This window comes from Streptomyces sp. NPDC052064 (assembly GCF_055585925.1).
Map to the genome: position 1 here is coordinate 297,946 of NZ_JBVJJE010000007.1, position 17,275 is coordinate 315,220.

General features: G+C 70.0%; 11 protein-coding genes and 1 pseudogene. 4 read left to right on the forward strand and 8 right to left on the reverse strand.

Annotated elements, in window-relative coordinates; all coding sequences use genetic code 11:
- Nucleotides 1-34: 34 nt before the first annotated feature.
- The gene (arc, locus tag ACZ6TU_RS21065; protein WP_467675625.1) at nucleotides 35-1,801 is read right to left on the reverse strand and encodes a proteasome ATPase; all 1,767 of its coding nucleotides are present in this window, start codon (nucleotides 1,799-1,801) and stop codon (nucleotides 35-37) included.
- Nucleotides 1,802-2,047: 246 nt separating this feature from the next.
- Here arc and ACZ6TU_RS21070 point away from each other — a divergent pair, with 246 nt between their 5' ends.
- On the forward strand, nucleotides 2,048-2,353 hold the full coding sequence (locus ACZ6TU_RS21070; RefSeq protein ID WP_467675627.1) for a ferredoxin: 306 nt from the start codon (nucleotides 2,048-2,050) through the stop codon (nucleotides 2,351-2,353).
- Between the two features lie 58 nt (nucleotides 2,354-2,411).
- On the opposite strand, the gene ACZ6TU_RS21075 is transcribed toward ACZ6TU_RS21070, so the two are convergent.
- From ACZ6TU_RS21075 to ACZ6TU_RS21085, 3 genes are all read right to left on the reverse strand, one after another.
- A complete protein-coding gene (locus ACZ6TU_RS21075; protein ID WP_469550189.1) occupies nucleotides 2,412-2,990 on the reverse strand; it encodes a hypothetical protein in 579 nt (192 codons plus the stop codon).
- 341 nt (nucleotides 2,991-3,331) lie between these two features.
- On the reverse strand, nucleotides 3,332-4,234 hold the full coding sequence (locus ACZ6TU_RS21080; protein ID WP_020274881.1) for a tRNA (adenine-N1)-methyltransferase: 903 nt from the start codon (nucleotides 4,232-4,234) through the stop codon (nucleotides 3,332-3,334).
- A gap of 38 nt (nucleotides 4,235-4,272) precedes the next feature.
- Entirely contained in the window at nucleotides 4,273-6,081 is a 1,809-nt protein-coding gene (locus ACZ6TU_RS21085; protein WP_469550193.1) for a site-2 protease family protein, read from the reverse strand.
- A gap of 177 nt (nucleotides 6,082-6,258) precedes the next feature.
- On the opposite strand from ACZ6TU_RS21085, the pseudogene ACZ6TU_RS21090 reads away from it, so the two are divergent.
- Together ACZ6TU_RS21090 and ACZ6TU_RS21095 are read left to right on the forward strand one after the other, a co-directional pair.
- Nucleotides 6,259-7,258 (forward strand): annotated as a pseudogene (locus ACZ6TU_RS21090) (RecB family exonuclease).
- A 14-nt stretch (nucleotides 7,259-7,272) separates the two neighbouring features.
- The gene (locus tag ACZ6TU_RS21095) at nucleotides 7,273-7,944 is read left to right on the forward strand and encodes a response regulator (protein ID WP_010045368.1); all 672 of its coding nucleotides are present in this window, start codon (nucleotides 7,273-7,275) and stop codon (nucleotides 7,942-7,944) included.
- 70 nt (nucleotides 7,945-8,014) lie between these two features.
- On the opposite strand, the gene ACZ6TU_RS21100 is transcribed toward ACZ6TU_RS21095, so the two are convergent.
- The 4 genes from ACZ6TU_RS21100 to metH all read right to left on the reverse strand — a co-directional run bounded on the left by ACZ6TU_RS21100 (nucleotide 8,015) and on the right by metH (nucleotide 16,108).
- Nucleotides 8,015-9,598, reverse strand: coding sequence for an ABC transporter substrate-binding protein (locus ACZ6TU_RS21100; RefSeq protein ID WP_467675631.1), 1,584 nt, complete (start codon nucleotides 9,596-9,598; stop codon nucleotides 8,015-8,017).
- Between the two features lie 108 nt (nucleotides 9,599-9,706).
- The gene (locus ACZ6TU_RS21105; protein ID WP_469550197.1) at nucleotides 9,707-11,311 is read right to left on the reverse strand and encodes an ABC transporter substrate-binding protein; all 1,605 of its coding nucleotides are present in this window, start codon (nucleotides 11,309-11,311) and stop codon (nucleotides 9,707-9,709) included.
- A 409-nt stretch (nucleotides 11,312-11,720) separates the two neighbouring features.
- Nucleotides 11,721-12,422, reverse strand: a complete 702-nt coding sequence (locus ACZ6TU_RS21110; protein ID WP_467675635.1) for an HAD family hydrolase — start codon at nucleotides 12,420-12,422, stop codon at nucleotides 11,721-11,723.
- A 170-nt stretch (nucleotides 12,423-12,592) separates the two neighbouring features.
- Nucleotides 12,593-16,108, reverse strand: a complete 3,516-nt coding sequence (gene metH / locus ACZ6TU_RS21115; protein WP_467675637.1) for a methionine synthase — start codon at nucleotides 16,106-16,108, stop codon at nucleotides 12,593-12,595.
- A gap of 350 nt (nucleotides 16,109-16,458) precedes the next feature.
- On the opposite strand from metH, the gene ACZ6TU_RS21120 reads away from it, so the two are divergent.
- The gene (locus ACZ6TU_RS21120; protein WP_467675639.1) at nucleotides 16,459-17,232 is read left to right on the forward strand and encodes an IclR family transcriptional regulator; all 774 of its coding nucleotides are present in this window, start codon (nucleotides 16,459-16,461) and stop codon (nucleotides 17,230-17,232) included.
- The last annotated feature ends 43 nt before the right edge of the window (nucleotides 17,233-17,275 follow it).

The window sequence follows — 17,275 nt, forward strand, 5'->3', positions numbered from 1 at the left end:
TACCCGCCGAGGGCACCCGCAGCCGCCCTGCCTTTTACAGGTACTGACCGGTGTTCGCCACCGTGTCGATGGAGCGTCCGGTGTCCGCGCCCTGCTTTCCGGTGATGAGCGTACGGATGTATACGATCCGCTCGCCCTTCTTTCCGGAGATCCGGGCCCAGTCGTCCGGGTTGGTGGTGTTCGGCAGGTCCTCGTTCTCCTTGAACTCGTCCACGCAGGCCTGGAGGAGGTGGGAGACCCGGAGGCCCTTCTGGTTCTTCTCGAGGAAGTCCTTGATCGCCATCTTCTTGGCGCGGCCCACGATGTTCTCGATCATGGCGCCGGAGTTGAAGTCCTTGAAGTAGAGGACTTCCTTGTCGCCGTTGGCGTAGGTGACCTCCAGGAAGCGGTTCTCCTCGGATTCGGCGTACATCTGTTCGACGGCCGTCTGGATCATGCTCTGAACCGTGGAGGCCTTGGATCCGCTGTGCTCGGCGAGGTCGTCGCTGTGCAGCGGGAGGCGCTCGGTGAGGTACTTGCCGAAGATGTCCTTGGCCGCCTCGGCGTCCGGACGCTCGATCTTGATCTTCACGTCCAGCCGACCGGGCCGCAGGATGGCCGGGTCGATCATGTCCTCACGGTTGGAGGCACCGATCACGACCACGTTCTGCAGGCCCTCCACACCGTCGATCTCGGCGAGCAGCTGCGGGACGATGGTGTTCTCCACGTCCGAGCTGACACCGGAGCCACGAGTGCGGAAGAGGGACTCCATCTCGTCGAAGAAGACGATGACGGGCGTGCCCTCGCTGGCCTTCTCACGGGCCCGCTGGAAGACGAGGCGGATCTGCCGCTCCGTCTCACCGACGTACTTGTTCAGGAGCTCGGGGCCCTTGATGTTGAGGAAGAAGCTCTTGCCTGCGGCCTGGCCGGTCACCTCGGCGACCTTCTTGGCCAGCGAGTTGGCCACGGCCTTGGCGATGAGCGTCTTGCCGCATCCGGGGGGCCCGTACAGCAGGACACCCTTCGGCGGCCGCAGTTCGTGCTCCTTGAACAGGTCCGGGTAGAGGTAGGGGAGCTCGACCGCGTCGCGGATGGCCTCGATCTGGCCGCCGAGACCACCGATCTGCTCGTAGCCGATGTCGGGGACTTCTTCGAGGACGAGTTCCTCGACCTCGCTCTTCGGAACGATCTCGTAGACGTAGCCCGAGCGGGGTTCGAGCAGCAGGGCGTCACCGGGCCGGATGTTCACGTCCAGCAGCGGCTCGGCGAGCCGTACCACTCGCTCCTCGTCGGTGTGCCCGAGCACGAGGGCCCGCTCGCCGTCCTCGAGGATCTCCTTGAGGGTGACGATGTCACCGACGCGCTCGTACTCCATGGCCTCGACCACGTTGAGCGCTTCGTTGAGCATTACTTCCTGGCCACGCCGGAGCTCTTCGAGCTCGACGCTGGGGCTGACGTTCACCCTGAGCTTGCGGCCGCCGGTGAAGATGTCGGCGGTGCCGTCCTCGTTCGCCGTCAGGAAGACCCCGAAGCCGGCCGGCGGCTGTGCGAGCCGGTCGACTTCCTCCTTGAGGGCCACGATCTGGTCACGGGCCTCACGGAGCGTGTTGGCGAGTCGCTCGTTCTGCGCGGACACGCCGGCCAGATTGGTCTGCAGCTCGACGATCCGCTCTTCGAGAATCCTCGTGTGTCGCGGAGAGTCGGCGAGCTTGCGTCGCAGGACGGCGATCTCCTGCTCAAGGTAGGCGATCTGCCCGGCCGGGTCGTCGGACCCGCGTCCCGGGCGGATGCCGCGGTTCATGTCGTCGTCGTGGGCTGCCACGGTCCTCACCTCCTCCAAGGGGAGCTGGACGCTTCCAGACCCTACCTGGGCGGGTGTCGATTGAAACCCCTAGATCACAAAGACGGTCGGGGTGTGTCCGATCTTCACCCTTGCGCTCTCCCTCACGCCAGGGGAATACCCAGCGAACATGATTGGAACCCAGCCGGAGGTAGGGTCGAAGCGTTCAACACCCGTCAGAGCTGGCCGGATTCCCGACATGGCTCGACGTATGAAACGGCAGGAGACATGAGCGTGCAGCAGGAGGCCGGGGTCGACGGCGAGGCGCTGGAGGTCTGGATCGACCAGGACCTGTGTACCGGTGACGGCATCTGCGCCCAGTACGCGCCCGAGGTGTTCGAGCTGGACATCGACGGTCTGGCCTATGTGAAGAGCTCCGACGACGAGTTGCTCCAGGACAAGGGCGCGACAACGCCCGTTCCGTTGCCGCTTCTCACGGACGTGATCGACTCCGCGAAGGAGTGTCCGGGCGAGTGCATCCACGTACGTCGAGTTTCGGACAGGGCCGAGGTGTACGGGCCGGACGCAGAGTGACTACTTCTCCACGCTCCGTCACTACTGTCTGATATCTCACACGTGGGGCGCAGGGACCTCACGCGCTGCGGGCACCGGCCGGCGCCGAGCGCACGAACGCGCCGTTCTGCCAACGCCATTTCACGTCGCTGTGCACATCGGGGCAGCAACGCGGCACATCGGGCGACGAGTAGCCGAGGAGCGTGGCCGTGACGGCGCCGTCGCGTACGGCGAAGTCGCTGACGGTGGTGCCGTCCTTGGGGTCGAGCAGGGTCGCCACCACGCGCGGTTCGCCGCCGTCGCCGCCCCTGGTGAGGACGTACACGCCGTCCGGCGGGGTGCCCATCGGGGAGTCGCAGTGGACCACGGCCACCGTCTCGGGGCTGCCGTCGCCGTCGAGGTCGCCGGAAGCCCGCTTCTTCACCACGGCCTTCACCGGGCCGCACTCGATCGGGAACGTCACCGCGGCCGCGTCGGGCGGCGCGACGTGCGCCGGAGCGCTTCTGGTCTCGGGACCGGCCGCCTGGGCCGCCGTGGCCGCGCCCGGCTGGAGGATCGAGGAAAGGGCCACGACGCCGGCGACGGCCGTGGCGGTGGCGAGCCAGTGGATGGGACGGGTGTGAGTGTGAGCGAGCTCCGGGACGGCGGAAGGCTGCACTAGGAGTGTCTCCTGAGGGCTGTGCCGGTGGTGGGGTGGCCAGCATGGTGCCACACGTCACACCGCGAGGGAACGGCGGGGTGCACGTCCTGCGCCGGGGGAGGCAGAAGAGTTACGGTCCCTGCCGCTGTGTCAGCAAGCACCTGCCGGCGCGGGCCGCCGCCGGTCCGCGTCACGTCGGCAAGGCGGGCCGCAGGAGGTCTGTTACAGGTCAATGGAGACACGCGCTGGTTCACCCGCCGCGGCAACCCGGGGCAACAGCGAGGCGCCGTGGCGGAGTTCGGATCGGGTCCGGGAACTCCGCCACGGCGCCTGTGTGTTGTGCGGGGCGGCGGGCCGTCTCAGCGGCCGGTGCCGCCGTCGGCGTTGGGGCCCGCATAGTCCTCGCCGTAGGCGCCCTTGGCGGGGCGGCGGCGGCGCATGGGCGGCTCGACGCCGTCGGCGAGGCGGCGGGCGGTGAGCAGGAAGCCGGTGTGGCCGATCATCCGGTGGTCCGGACGGACGGCCAGGCCCTCGATGTGCCAGTTGCGGATCATCGTCTCCCAGGAGGTCGGCTCGTTGAAGCAGCCGATCTCGCGGATGGACTCGACGGTCCGGGCCAGCTGGGTGGTGGTCGCCACGTAGCAGCACAGGATGCCGCCGGGGACCAGCGCCTTGGAGACGGCCTCCAGGCACTCCCAGGGAGCGAGCATGTCGAGGATGACGCGGTCGACGTCGGCGTCGGACAGGTTGTCCTGGAGGTCGCCCACGGTGAGCTGCCAGGCGGGGTGCGGGCCGCCGAAGTAGCGCTCCACGTTCGCCTGGGCGATCTCGGCGAAGTCCGCACGGCGCTCGTAGCTGTGCAGCATGCCCTGGTCGCCGATGGCGCGCAGCAGGAAGCTGCTGAGCGAGCCCGAGCCGACGCCGGCCTCCACGACGCGGGCGCCGGGGAAGATGTCGGCGAAGGCGAGGATCTGCCCCGCGTCCTTGGGGTAGACCACGGCGGCGCCGCGGGGCATGGACAGGACGTAGTCGGGGAGCAGGGGGCGCAGCGCGAGGTAGGCGACGTTTCCCGTGGTGCGGACAACGCTGCCCTCGGGAGCGCCGATCAGTTCGTCGTGCGGGAAGGAACCCTTGTGGGTGTGGAAGTTCTTCCCGGCCTCGAGCGTGAACGTGTAGTGGCGGCCCTTGGGGTCGGTCAGCTGTACCTGGTCCCCGACCTTGAAGGGCCCGCGCCTGCGGGCGGCACCGGTCGGTTCGGACATGTGACCAGCCTACCGGCACATGAGAGGCCCTCCGACCACTAGGAGGGACGGGCCATGGCCTTCACGAAGGCTCGTTCCACATCGGCCGCGGACAGGACGCCGTAGATCTCGCCGGTCTCCTCGACCACCAGGTACTCGGTCGCGGGGGTCGCCCGGAGGGCGTCCAGGAGCTCCTCGCCGGACAGTTCCGCCGAGACGCGCATGCCGTCGGTCAGTTCCTGGGCGAGGCCGCTGACCGCGACCCAGGGGCGGCGGTGTTCGGGGACGCCCACGATGGCGGCCTCGCGGACGAGGGAGACGGGGTTGCCGTGGGCGTCGACGACGACCAGGGCGCGGGCTCCCGCGGCGTTGGCGCGGCGCAGGGCCTCCGAGAGCGGGGTGTCGGTCTCGACCGGGACGGCACGGCGGGTGAGCGCACGGGCGCGCAGTTCGGGGAGGTGCTCGCGCAGGCGGGCCATGCGCAGGCTGCTGCCGGCGCCGGTCCAGATGATCGCGGCGAGGATGGCGGCGAGCAGGGCGTCCAGGACGGTGTCCATGCCGACGTTGTCCACGGCCTCGGTGCCGAGGGCGCCGGACTGGGTCAGCAGGGGCAGGCCGATCAGGACGGAGACGGCGAGGGCGCGGCCGACCCAGGCGGCGGCGATGGTGCCGCTCATCGGCTTGCCGGTGATCTTCCAGATGACCGCGCGGAGCATGCGCCCGCCGTCGAGGGGCAGGCCGGGCAGGAGGTTGAACGCGGCCACGATGAGGTTGGAGATCATCAGGCCGGCCAGCAGGACGCCCGGGACTGTCCCGGGTTCCACGGTCTGCATGGCGGCGTAGAAGACGCCTGCCAGGGCGAGGGAGAGCAGCGGCCCGACGAAGGCGAGCACGAACTCCCGTCCGGGGGTCTCGGCCTCCTTCTCGATCTCGGAGACGCCGCCGAAGAACTGGAGCCTGATACGGCGGACCGGAAGCTTGAAGCGGAGGGCGGCGACCGTGTGGGCCAGCTCGTGCACCAGCACGGACGCGTAGAAGGCGACCGCGAAGAACAGGGAGACCAGGTAGCGGGCGGCGCCGAGCTCGGGCAGCACGCGCTCGAGCTGCCCGCCGAACACCCAGGTGATCAACGCGGCGACGAGGAACCAGCTGGGCGCGACGTAGACGGGCACGCCGAACGGCCGCCCCATCAGGAGCCCGCCTCGCGGCTCCGGGGGGCGCTGGGGCGCGGGGCCCTTGCCGTCGGCCGAGTGCGCGGGGTGGCGGTCACCGGGGCCGGGGGTGGTGTGCCGGCTGTTCGCATCGGGCTTGCCCGTGGCAGAGGCTGTGTGCGGGCCGGTGGCGTAGGCACGGTCGGGGTGCGCGTCGCTCGCCGACGGACGGCTGCCGCCGTGCTCGCCCTGGTCGGGGGCCTTGCGAAAGGCATCATGCTCGGGGCCGTCCGCGTGCGCGCCGGTCTCCGACCGGCGGCTGCCCTCGTGCTCACCGTGGGCGGGGGCGGACTTGCGCAGGGCATCGGGCTCGGGGCGGCCGGGATGCGCCTCCGGGGGACCGTCGGCGGTGGCGGCTGAGTCCTGGTCGGGCTCCGGGTCTTCCGGTCGACCGGCCGGACGGCCGGCGTCGGGGGCCTGGTCCGCTGCCGGGGCGGGCGCCGGTTCGGGTGTCTGGGGGGCCGGGCGGTCGTCCGGCCGGGGCGGCGGCGTCGCGGCAGGGGTGTCGTCGTCACTCGTGGAGGGGAACCGCCGTACGTCCGTGGACTGTTCGTCGGCGGAGGTGGGGTCGGTGGCCCGGGCCGGAGGCCCTGCGTGGCGCTCGGCCGACTCCTCGTTGCCGGACCGCGGCTGCCCGCGCCCGCCGCTCTCGTCCACCGGTGTCCCCTCGTTCGCTGCGTCTCCCGCGCCTGCCGGACGGGAGGGTCTCGAGTCGATGGTATGCGTCCGTCGAGGTGCGTTCCGCCCCGGCACCCCTGAGTTTCCCTCCGCCCCGCCTCCGCGCTCCCGCCCGCGGCTGGGTCACTGTCAGTGGCGGGCCGTATGGTCTGGGGCATGGAGACGAGCACCGAGGGCGCGGCGCAGCCCGACAGCAGCCCTGCCGCGGCGGTGGATCCGCCGGTCCCGGCCGGGTCCGTGGAGGCGGTCATCGAGACGGCAGTGGAGACGGCGACCGAGACCGCGCCCACCGCCATACCGCCCGCCTCGCTGTCCCCCTCGCGTGCCAGTGATTTCATGCAGTGCCCGCTGCTCTACCGCTTCCGGGTCATCGACCGGCTGCCCGAGAAGCCGAGCGAGGCGGCGACCAGGGGCACACTGGTGCACGCGGTCCTGGAGCGCCTCTTCGACGCCCCGGCGGCCGAGCGCACGGCGCCCCGGGCGAAGTCGCTGATCCCGGGCCAGTGGGACCGGCTGCGGGAGACGCGGCCGGAGGTCGTGGAGCTGTTCGCCGACGATCCGCAGGGCGAGCGGCTGGCGCGCTGGCTGGGCGAGGCCGAGCAGCTCGTCGAGCGCTGGTTCAGTCTGGAGGACCCCAGCCGGCTGGAGCCGGCCGAGCGGGAGCTGTTCGTCGAGGCGGAGCTGGAGTCCGGGCTGCGGCTGCGCGGGATCATCGACCGGGTCGACGTGGCGCCCACGGGTGAGGTGCGGATCGTCGACTACAAGACGGGGAAGGCCCCCAGGCCCGAGTACTCCGAGGGCGCCCTGTTCCAGATGAAGTTCTACGCCCTCGTCGTCTGGCGGCTGAAGAACGTGGTCCCGCGGCGGCTCCAGCTGGTCTATCTCGGCAGTGGTCAGGTGCTGACGTACGACCCCGTCCTCGCCGACCTGGAGCGGGTCGAGCGCAAACTGCTGGCGCTGTGGGAGGCGATCCGGCTGGCGACCGAGACGGGCGACTGGCGGCCGCGCCCCACCAAGCTGTGCGGCTGGTGCGACCACCAGGCCCACTGCCCGGAGTTCGGCGGCACTCCCCCGCCGTACCCGCTCCCGCTGAGGGAGACCGGCCAGGGCGGCTGAGTCCGGCGGCCTCGCGCAGGGCAGAATGGGGCCGGACTAGCGAAGGAGACTTACGTGGCCATCCGCGTCCTACTGGTCGACGACCAGCCCCTGCTCCGTACAGGCTTCCGGATGATCCTGGAGGCCGAGCAGGACCTCGCGGTCGTCGGCGAGGCCGGAGACGGCCTCCAGGCGCTCGACCAGGTGCGGGCGCTACAGCCCGACGTGGTCCTGATGGACATCCGCATGCCGCGGATGGACGGTGTGGAGGCGACCCGGCAGATCACCGGTCCCGGGCGGGACGGTCCGGCGAAGGTCCTGGTGCTGACCACCTTCGACCTCGACGAGTACGTGGTGGAGGCCCTGCGGGCGGGTGCCAGCGGCTTCCTGCTGAAGGACGCCCCGGCCAACGAGCTGGTGCAGGCGATCCGGGTCGTGGCCGCGGGCGAGGCGATGCTCGCGCCGAGCATCACCAGGCGGCTGCTCGACAAGTACGCCACGCATCTGCCGTCGGGCGAGGAGCCGGTGCCGGACACGCTGCACACCCTCACCGACCGCGAGGTCGAGGTGCTCAAGCTGGTGGCGCGCGGGCTGTCCAACGCCGAGATCGCCGCCGACCTGTTCGTCAGCGAGACCACCGTCAAGACGCACGTCGGGCACGTGCTCACCAAGCTGGGCCTGCGCGACCGCGTGCAGGCCGCGGTGTACGCGTACGAGAGCGGGCTGGTGCGCCCCGGCGCCCAGTGAGCCGCCCCCACCCGGAACACGACGAGGGCGCCCCCTGCCGAGCAGGGGGCGCCCTCGTCACGCGTGTGCGTCAGGAGTCCTTGCTCAGCTCCCAGAAGCGGAACACGGTGGACGCGTCGAGGCAGTACTCCAGGCCGTAGACGCCGTCGCGGACGACCGCGTACTGCTTGGCCTGCCACACCGGCAGGACGGGCAGTTCGTCGGCGACGATGTCCTGCAGCTCGCCGAACTCCTTGTCGGTGGCGGCGCGGTTGGTCAGGGCGGCGGTGCGCGGGATGAGCGTGCCGCTGATGGTGCTGTTGTCGTAGTTGTTGCCCAGCACGTTGCCCTTGCCGAAGAAGGGGGCCGTGAAGTTGTCGGCGTCCGGGTAGTCCGGCACCCAGCCCTTCACGTAGACGCCGTACTTGCCGGCGGCGATGTCCTTCTCGTACTGGCCGAAGGGGACGGACTTGACGTCGGCGTCGAACAGGCCGCTGGCGTTGAGCTGGCCGGCGATGGCGTTCAACTCCTGGTCGGTGGCGGGGCCGTAGCGGGACGGCGTCGACCAGAGGGTCAGCCTCACCTTGCCGGTGATGCCGTCGGCGCGCAGCGCGGCCTGTGCCTTCTCCTTGGAGGGGCGGGCGCCGTAGGTGTCGAAGAAGGCCGTGTTGTGGCCGGCGATCCCGGCCGGGATGATCGAGTACAGCGGGGCCGCGGTGCCCTGGTAGACGTCCTTGATGAGGGCCTCGCGGTCGAGCAGGTGGGCGATGGCCTTGCGTACGCCGGCCTTCCCGGCGACCGGGTCGTCCATGTTGAACACCAGGTGCTGGACCTCGGCGCTGCTGCCCTCGACGACCTCGACGCCGGTACCGTCGTCGGCCTTCTCCATGTCCGCGATGTCGCCGGCGGTCAGACCGCGGTAGGCGATGTCGACTTCCTCGTTCTGGATGGCCTGCTTCAGGGCGGTCTGGTCGCCGTCGAAGAACTTGAGCGTCACGCCGGTGTTCTTCACCTCGGCGGTGCCCTTGTAGTTCTCGTTGACGGAGAAGACGGCCTGCTCGTCGTCGATCGAGTCGAGCTGGTACGGGCCGGAGCCGACGGCCTTGCCGTCCTTGCGCAGCCCGTCCGCGTCGTACTGGCGGTGGTCGACGATGGAGCCGGCGCCCGAGGCGATCTTGCTCGGGAAGGTGGCGTCGGCCGTGTTGAGCCGGAAGACGACCGTCTTCTCGTCCGGCGCCTCGACGTTCTCCAGCGTGGGGAACATGATCGCGGGCCCGTCGGGGTCGTTGATCTTCAGCATGCGGTCGAAGGAGAACTTGACGTCCTCGGAGGTGAGCGCGTCACCGTTGCTGAACTTGAGGCCGTCCTTCAGCGTGCACTTGTAGACCGTGGTCTGCGTGTCGCTGAAGACGCAGCTCTCGGCAGCCTCCGGCTGCGGTTCCGTGGCGCCCTTGGGGAAGCTGAGCAGCGACTGGAAGACGTTGTTGAACAACAGCCAGGAGCCGGGGTCGTAGCCGGAGGCCGGGTCGGTGGCCAGGACGTCGTCGGACATCCCCACCACCACGTTGGAGCCGTCCCCCGCGGAGTCCCCGGTCTCCGTGCCACAGCCGGTCAGCAGGCCGGAGGCGAGCCCCGCCACGATGGGCAGGACCGGCCACTGGTTGCGTATGTTCACGTGTGTGCCTTGTCGTCGGTTCTCGAGAACACCCGGAGCATGTCCCTGGCTCCGGGGCACGGTTCCCCGGGGGTCGCGGTCACCGGCCCCGGGGTTCCAGCGGGTCCGTCAGTCACTCACGCCCCGGCCGAGCTCCCACAGCTGGAGCGTCGACGAGGAGTTGAGCGCATAAGCGGTACCCGTGATGTCGTCGCGCGCGGCGACGTACTGCTTGCCCTGCCACAGCGGCAGCACCGGCACGTCGGAGGCGACGATGTCCTGAATGTCCGTCAGGCTGGTGGAGGCGGACAGCCGGTCCGCCTCACGGCGGGACTCCGGGATCAGGGTGTTGCGGATCTGGCGGTTGTCATAGGGCGAGCCGAGAGTGTTGTCCGCGTCGAGGAACGGCGCGAGGAAGTTGTCGGCGTCCGGGAAGTCCGGGAACCAGCCCATGCCGTAGACGCCGTACTCGCCCTTCTTCTCGGCCGGGCGGAACGTGTCCCACGGGGTGCCCTTGATGCTGACCTCGAACAGGCCGCTGGAGTTCAGCTGGTCGCGCAGGACCTCGAACTCCTTCTCGGTGGCCGGGCCGTAGTGGTCGGTCGTGTAATGCAGCGTCAGCTTCACCGGGGTGGTGACGTTGGCCTGGTTGAGCAGTGCGCGGGCCTTGGTGACGTTCGGGTCGCCGTACTTGTTGAAGAACGAGTTGGAGTGGCCCGTGACGGTGGCCGGGACGAGCGAGTACAGCGGCTCGGCCTGAGAGCCGTAGACCTTGGAGACAAGCTCGCTGCGGTTGACGACCTGGGCCATCGCCTGGCGCACGGCCTTGGACTTCACGGGCGGGGCGTCGGTGTTGAAGCCCAGATAGCGGATCTCCAGGCCGGGCATCTCGACGAGGTCGATGCCGGTGTCCGCGTCGCCCGAGAACTTGCGGATCTGGTCGGGCGACATGGTGCGGGTCATCAGGTCGATGTCGCCCTTGCCCAGAGCCTCGCCCATGGCGTCGGTGTCCTTGAAGGAGACCATCTCGACCTTGCCGTTGTTCACCTTCAGGCTCCCCTTGTAGTCGGGGTTCCGGGTGAACTCGGCCTTGACCATCTCGTCGTTCTCGACGTCGGCCCTGAGGGTGTACGGGCCGGAGCCCTGGAGGTCGAAGCCGTCGCGCAGCTTGTTCTTCGGGTACTCGTCGGGGTCGACGATGCCGGCGACCGGTGTCGACAGCTTGTACGGGAAGGTCGCGTCGGCGGTCTTGAGGTGGAAGATGACCTCGCGGTCGCCCTGTGTCTCGACGGTGTCGATGGTGGACAGCAGCGCGAACACGCCGCTGTCGGCCTTGAGGGAACGGGCCCGGTCGATGGAGTACTTGACGTCGGCCGCGGTGACGGGGTCGCCGTTCGCGAACTTCAGGCCGTCGCGCAGGGTGCAGGCGTAGCGCTCGTTGCCGGTGTCGGTGAAGCCGCATCGCTCGGCGGCCTCCGGTACCGGCTCGCCCTCGCCGCGCGGCTGGATCATCAGGGTCTGCACGGTCTGGCGCAGGATGTTCCAGGTGCCGACGTCGTAGGCGTACGCCGGGTCGAGGGGCGCGGGGGCGTCCTTCGAGGCGGTGAACCGGTCCGTGGTGCCGACGACGATCGCGCCGCCGTTGTCGCTCCCGCTGTCGGACCCGCCGCAAGCGGCGAGCACCGGCGCGAGCAGGCCGATCACGGCCGGCAGCACCAAAGTCTTGCGGTTCATGCTCGAGTTTCTCCAGAGCTGTCGACTCCGTGTACCCGGCATGCAGGGGTGGCGCAGCGGATCACGGGGGTGGGGCGATGTTCTCGCGACGAGATTAGTCGCGGCCGGCAGGAGGGTTCGCAACCACCGGAGTTGAGTACCCATCACGCTGCGGAACCGGGCGTGGACACACTGAAAACCCGACAGCGGAAGCATTGGTGCAGCATCCCATCAATCGGGACACAAGGGCACGCCGACGGCCTCCCGGAGGGGGTGTGCAGCACACGCCGACTCCGCTGTCGACCCCGGAGTGCGTGGGGAACGTCACACCCGTAAATGGGTGCGAGGGCAGGGGAATTCAGCCATCCGGAAGAGGTCGAATTCACCTTCGGAATTACCGTCCTAACACCGCTGCACGCTGGGTGAACACCTAGCGCATTTCCGTCATCAACCCGTGCAGAAATGTCAGGTCAACCTCTTCGAGGGAGGTGACGACCGTGCGCCTCAGGGCCGGGGCGATGGGGGCCACGGAGGGCACCGCCACGACCTGGCAGCCCGCTGCCTCGGCGGCGGCGACCCCGGTCGCGGTGTCCTCGATGACGGCACACCGGGCGGGCTCGGCGCCGAGTCCGGCGGCGGCCACCAGATATGGGTCGGGGTGGGGCTTGGTGCGTGGGACCTCGTCGCCGGCCACCGTCAGGGCGAAGTGGTGCGCGCCCAGGGAGGCCAGCACCCGTTCGATGATGCGCCGGTGGGAGGCGGAGACCAGGGCCGTGGGGATCTCGTACTCGTACAGCTCGGCCAGCAGCCGCCCGGCGCCGGGCATCAGCGGCAGGGCGCGGCCGATGCGGTCCTCGAAGCCGTCGTTCAGGAGCACCGTGAGCTCGTCGAGGGTGATGTCCGCGCCGGTGGCCTCGATCAGGAACCCCGCGCTGCGGGTCATGGGGCCGCCGACGACGACGTGGCGCCAGGACTCGTCGAGCACGTGGCCGAGGGAGGCGAAGACCTCGACCTCGACGTCCCACCAGAAGCCCTCCGTGTCCACCAGGGTGCCGTCCATGTCGAGGAGCACGGCCTGCAGGGCCGAGCCCTCGGCCGTACGTGTACCGAGCGCGGGGACCGTACTGGTCATCCACCTACCTCCTTGAGGGACGATCAGGCCGGTTCCCACGTGGGAACCGGCCTGCAGTGGACCGACCAGTCTACGTCGTGTGCGGAGGAAGCGCCTCGTTTAACCGCTGTGCCCCCGGGCACACCGTGCATACACCGGGGGCCGGCGTGCCGTGTGCCCGGCGGGGCGGCTCAGCGGGCGTTGAAGTACTTCGCCTCCGGGTGGTGGATCACGATGGCGTCCGTGGACTGCTCGGGGTGCAGCTGGAACTCCTCGGACAGGTGGACGCCGATGCGTTCCGGCTGGAGCAGGTCGGCGATCTTCGCGCGGTCCTCCAGGTTGGGGCAGGCGCCGTAGCCGAGGGAGAAGCGGGCGCCCCGGTACTTCAGCTCGAACATGCCCTGCATCTCGTCCGGGTCCTCGCCGGCGAAGCCGAGTTCGGAGCGCACGCGCGCGTGCCAGTACTCGGCGAGCGCCTCGGCCAACTGCACGGACAGGCCGTGGAGTTCGAGGTAGTCGCGGTAGGCGTTGGACTCGAAGAGACGCGCGGTCTCCTCGCCGATGCGCGAGCCGACGGTGACGACCTGGAGGCCCACGACGTCCGTCTCGCCGGACTCCTCCGGGCGGAAGAAGTCGGCCAGGCACAGGCGCCGGCCGCGGCGCTGGCGCGGGAAGGTGAAGCGGGTGCGCTCGTTGCCCTGCTCGTCCAGGATGATCAGGTCGTCGTCCTTGGAGACGCACGGGAAGTAGCCGTAGACCACGGCCGCCTCCAGCAGGTTCTCCGTCTGGAGCTTGTCCAGCAGCCCGCGCAGCCGAGGCCTCCCCTCGGTCTCGACGAGTTCCTCGTACGACGGGCCCTCGCCGGTGCGGGCCTGCTTGAGGCCCCACTGGCCCTTGAACAGGGCGCCCTCGTCGAGCCAGCTCGCGTACTCCTTGAGCTGGATGCCCTTGATCACGCGGGTGCCGCGGAAGGGCGGCTCGGGCACGGGGTTGTCGGTGGCGACGTCGGAGCGGACGTGCCCCTCCTCGGGGCGCTCCTCCACGGCGGCCGGGGCGGTGGCCCGCACCCGGCGCTGCTTCAGCTCGGGCAGCTTCACACCGGGCACACCGCGCTTGACGCCGATCAGGGCGTCCATCAGGCGCAGGCCCTCGAAGGCGTCGCGGGCGTAGCGGACCTCGCCCTCGTACAGCTCGTGCAGATCCTGCTCGACGTAGGCGCGGGTGAGGGCGGCGCCGCCGAGGATCACCGGGAAGCGGGCGGCGAGGCCGCGGGTGTTCAGCTCCTCCAGGTTCTCCTTCATGATCACGGTGGACTTGACCAGGAGACCGGACATGCCGATGACATCGGCCCTGTGCTCCTCGGCGGCGTCCAGGATCGCGGAGACCGGCTGCTTGATGCCGAGGTTGACGACGTTGTAGCCGTTGTTGGTCAGGATGATGTCGACGAGGTTCTTGCCGATGTCGTGCACGTCGCCGCGCACGGTGGCGAGCACGATGGTGCCCTTGCCGGCCTCGTCGGTCTTCTCCATGTGCGGTTCGAGGTGGGCGACGGCCGTCTTCATCACCTCGGCGGACTGGAGGACGAACGGCAGCTGCATCTGGCCGGAGCCGAAGAGCTCGCCGACGACCTTCATGCCCTCCAGCAGGGTCTCGTTGACGATGTCGAGCGCGGGCCGCTCCTGGAGGGCCTCGTCCAGGTCCTGTTCGAGTCCGTTGCGCTCACCGTCGATGATGCGCCGCTTCAGGCGCTCGTCCAGCGGCAGGGCGGCCAGTTCCTCGGCCTTGCCGGCCTTGAGGGACTTGGCGGTGGCGCCCTCGAACAGCTGCATGAGCTTCTGGAGGGGGTCGTAGCCCTCGGCGCGGCGGTCGTGGATGAGGTCCAGAGCCGTCTGGACCTCCTCCTCGCTGAAGCGGGCGATCGGCAGGATCTTCGACGCGTGCACGATCGCCGAGTCCAGGCCCGCCTTGACGCACTCGTCGAGGAAGACGGAGTTGAGCAGGATGCGGGCGGCCGGGTTGAGGCCGAAGGAGATGTTGGACAGGCCGAGCGTGGTCTGCACCTTCGGGTGGCGCCGCTTCAGCTCGCGGATGCCCTCGATGGTGGCGATCCCGTCCTTGCGGGACTCCTCCTGGCCGGTGCAGATGGTGAAGGTCAGGCAGTCGACGAGGATGTCCTCCTCGTGGATGCCCCAGTTGCCGGTCAGGTCGTCGATGAGCCGTTCGGCGATCTCGACCTTCTTCTCGGCGGTGCGGGCCTGGCCCTCCTCGTCGATGGTCAGCGCGATCAGCGCGGCGCCGTGCTCCTGCGCGAGCCGCGTGACCTTGGCGAAGCGGGACTCCGGACCGGCGCCGTCCTCGTAGTTCACCGAGTTGATCACCGCGCGGCCGCCGAGCTTCTCCAGCCCGGCCCGGATCACGTCGACCTCGGTGGAGTCCAGCACGATCGGCAGCGTGGAGGCGGTGGCGAAGCGGCCGGCCAGTTCCTCCATGTCGGCGACACCGTCGCGGCCGACGTAGTCCACGCACAGGTCGAGCATGTGCGCGCCCTCGCGGATCTGCTCGCGGGCCATCTCCACGCAGTCGTCCCAGCGGCCGTCCAGCATGGCCTCGCGGAACTTCTTCGAGCCGTTGGCGTTGGTGCGCTCGCCGATGGCCAGGTAGGAGGTGTCCTGCCGGAACGGCACGCTCTGGTAGAGGGAGGCGGCGCCCGGCTCGGGCTGCGGGTCGCGCTCGCTCGGGGTGACGTCCCGGACGCGCTCGACGAGTTGGCGCAGGTGCTCGGGGGTGGTGCCGCAGCAGCCGCCGACCAGGGAGAGGCCGTAGTCGCGGACGAAGTTCTGCTGGGCGTCGGCCAGGCCCTCGGGGTCGAGCGGGAAGTGGGCGCCGTCCTTGGTGAGGATCGGCAGGCCGGCGTTCGGCATGCACAGCAGCGGGATGCGCGAGTGGCGCGTCAGGTAGCGCAGGTGCTCGCTCATCTCGGCCGGGCCGGTGGAGCAGTTCAGGCCGATCATGTCGATGCCGAGGGGCTCCAGCGCGGTCAGCGCCGCGCCGATCTCGGAGCCGAGCAGCATGGTGCCGGTGGTCTCGAAGGCCATCGAGCACAGCAGGGGCACCTCGACGCCGGTGGCCTCCATGGCCCGGCGGGCACCCAGGATGGACGCCTTCGTCTGGAGCAGGTCCTGCGTGGTCTCCACGAGCAGCGCGTCCGCGCCGCCGGCGAGCAGGCCCTCGGCGTTGGCCTGGTAGCCGTCGCGGATCGTGGAGTAGGTGACGTGGCCGAGCGTGGGCAGCTTGGTGCCGGGGCCGATCGAGCCGAGCACCCAGCGCGGCCGGCCGTCTCCGGCGGCGTACTCGTCGGCCACCTCGCGGGCGATCCGGGCGCCCGCCTCGGACAGCTCGTGCACCCGGTCGGAGATCTCGTACTCCGCCGCGGCCGTGTGGTTGGCGCCGAAGGTGTTCGTCTCGACGCAGTCGACGCCGACCGCGAAGTACGCGTCGTGGACGGAGCGGACGATGTCGGGCCGGGTCAGGTTGAGGATCTCGTTACAGCCTTCGAGATTCTCGAAGTCCTCGAGCGTCGGGTCCTGCTCCTGGAGCATGGTGCCCATGGCCCCGTCGGCCACGACCACACGGCTGGCCAGGGCCTCTCGGAGGGCGGACACACGAGTCCGGCTGTCTGCGGAAGGGGTCGGTGGCAACGAGGCCATGTAAAGGGCTCCCTCGAGTGCGACGGCTGTCGGCTATGCGGCTGCCCGGAGACACGGAGGGCATCCGGGGGAAAGGCGCACGGCGCCAGCGTAACCGGGAGCGGGCCGGGATGGGCAGGGCGTCCACGGGGCGGACGCGGATGGCGTCCCGAACGGCTGCTGTGCCACTGATGAGCCATCTGTGACGCACCCCCGGGCGGCGCCGATGCCCACACGGCGACCCGCCGGCGCAACAAATGGCGACCCGCCATTAGCGAGAGGTCGGCAACGACCGGTAGTGTTCGACATTGCCGAACAAGGGCTGCGGGCGCCGCTGGTCGGCGGCCGAAGGGGACGGAGGCAGTACGGCGATGGCACGGAACATCCAGTCGCTCGAACGGGCGGCCGCGATGCTGCGCCTGCTCGCGGGCGGCGAGCGGCGGCTCGGCCTGTCGGACATCGCCTCGTCGCTGGGCCTGGCCAAAGGCACCGCCCACGGCATACTGCGCACCCTCCAGCAGGAGGGTTTCGTCGAGCAGGACGACACCTCCGGGCGCTACCAGCTCGGCGCGGAGCTGCTGCGCCTGGGCACCACCTACCTCGATGTGCACGAGCTGCGGGCGCGCGCCCTGGTGTGGGCCGACGACCTGGCCCGGTCCAGCGGCGAGAGCGTCTACCTGGGCGTCCTGCACCAGCAGGGCGTGCTGATCGTGCACCACGTCTTCCGGCCCGACGACAGCAGGCAGGTCCTGGAGATCGGGGCCATGCAGCCGCTGCACTCCACGGCCCTGGGCAAGGTGCTCTCCGCCTACGACCCGGTGGCGCACAGCGAGGCCCTGGAGGCCGACCGCAAGGCGTTCACCGACCGGACCGTGTGCGAGCCGGAGGCCTTCGAGCACATCCTCGACGTCACACGCGCGCGTGGTTACGCGGCGGACGTCGAGGAGACCTGGGAGGGCGTCGCCTCCCTCGCCGCGCCCATCCACGACCGGCGGCGCATGCCGGTCGGCGCGGTAGGCATCACGGGCGCCGTGGAGCGGCTGTGCCGGTCCGACGAAGAGCGAGCGCTGCGCCCCGAGCTGATCGCGGCGGTCCGGGACTGCGCCCGCGCGGTGTCGCGGGACCTGGGTGCCGGGCGGTTCTGACGGGACACGAGGGACCGGGGCGCCGCAGGGCGTTCCGGCCCCG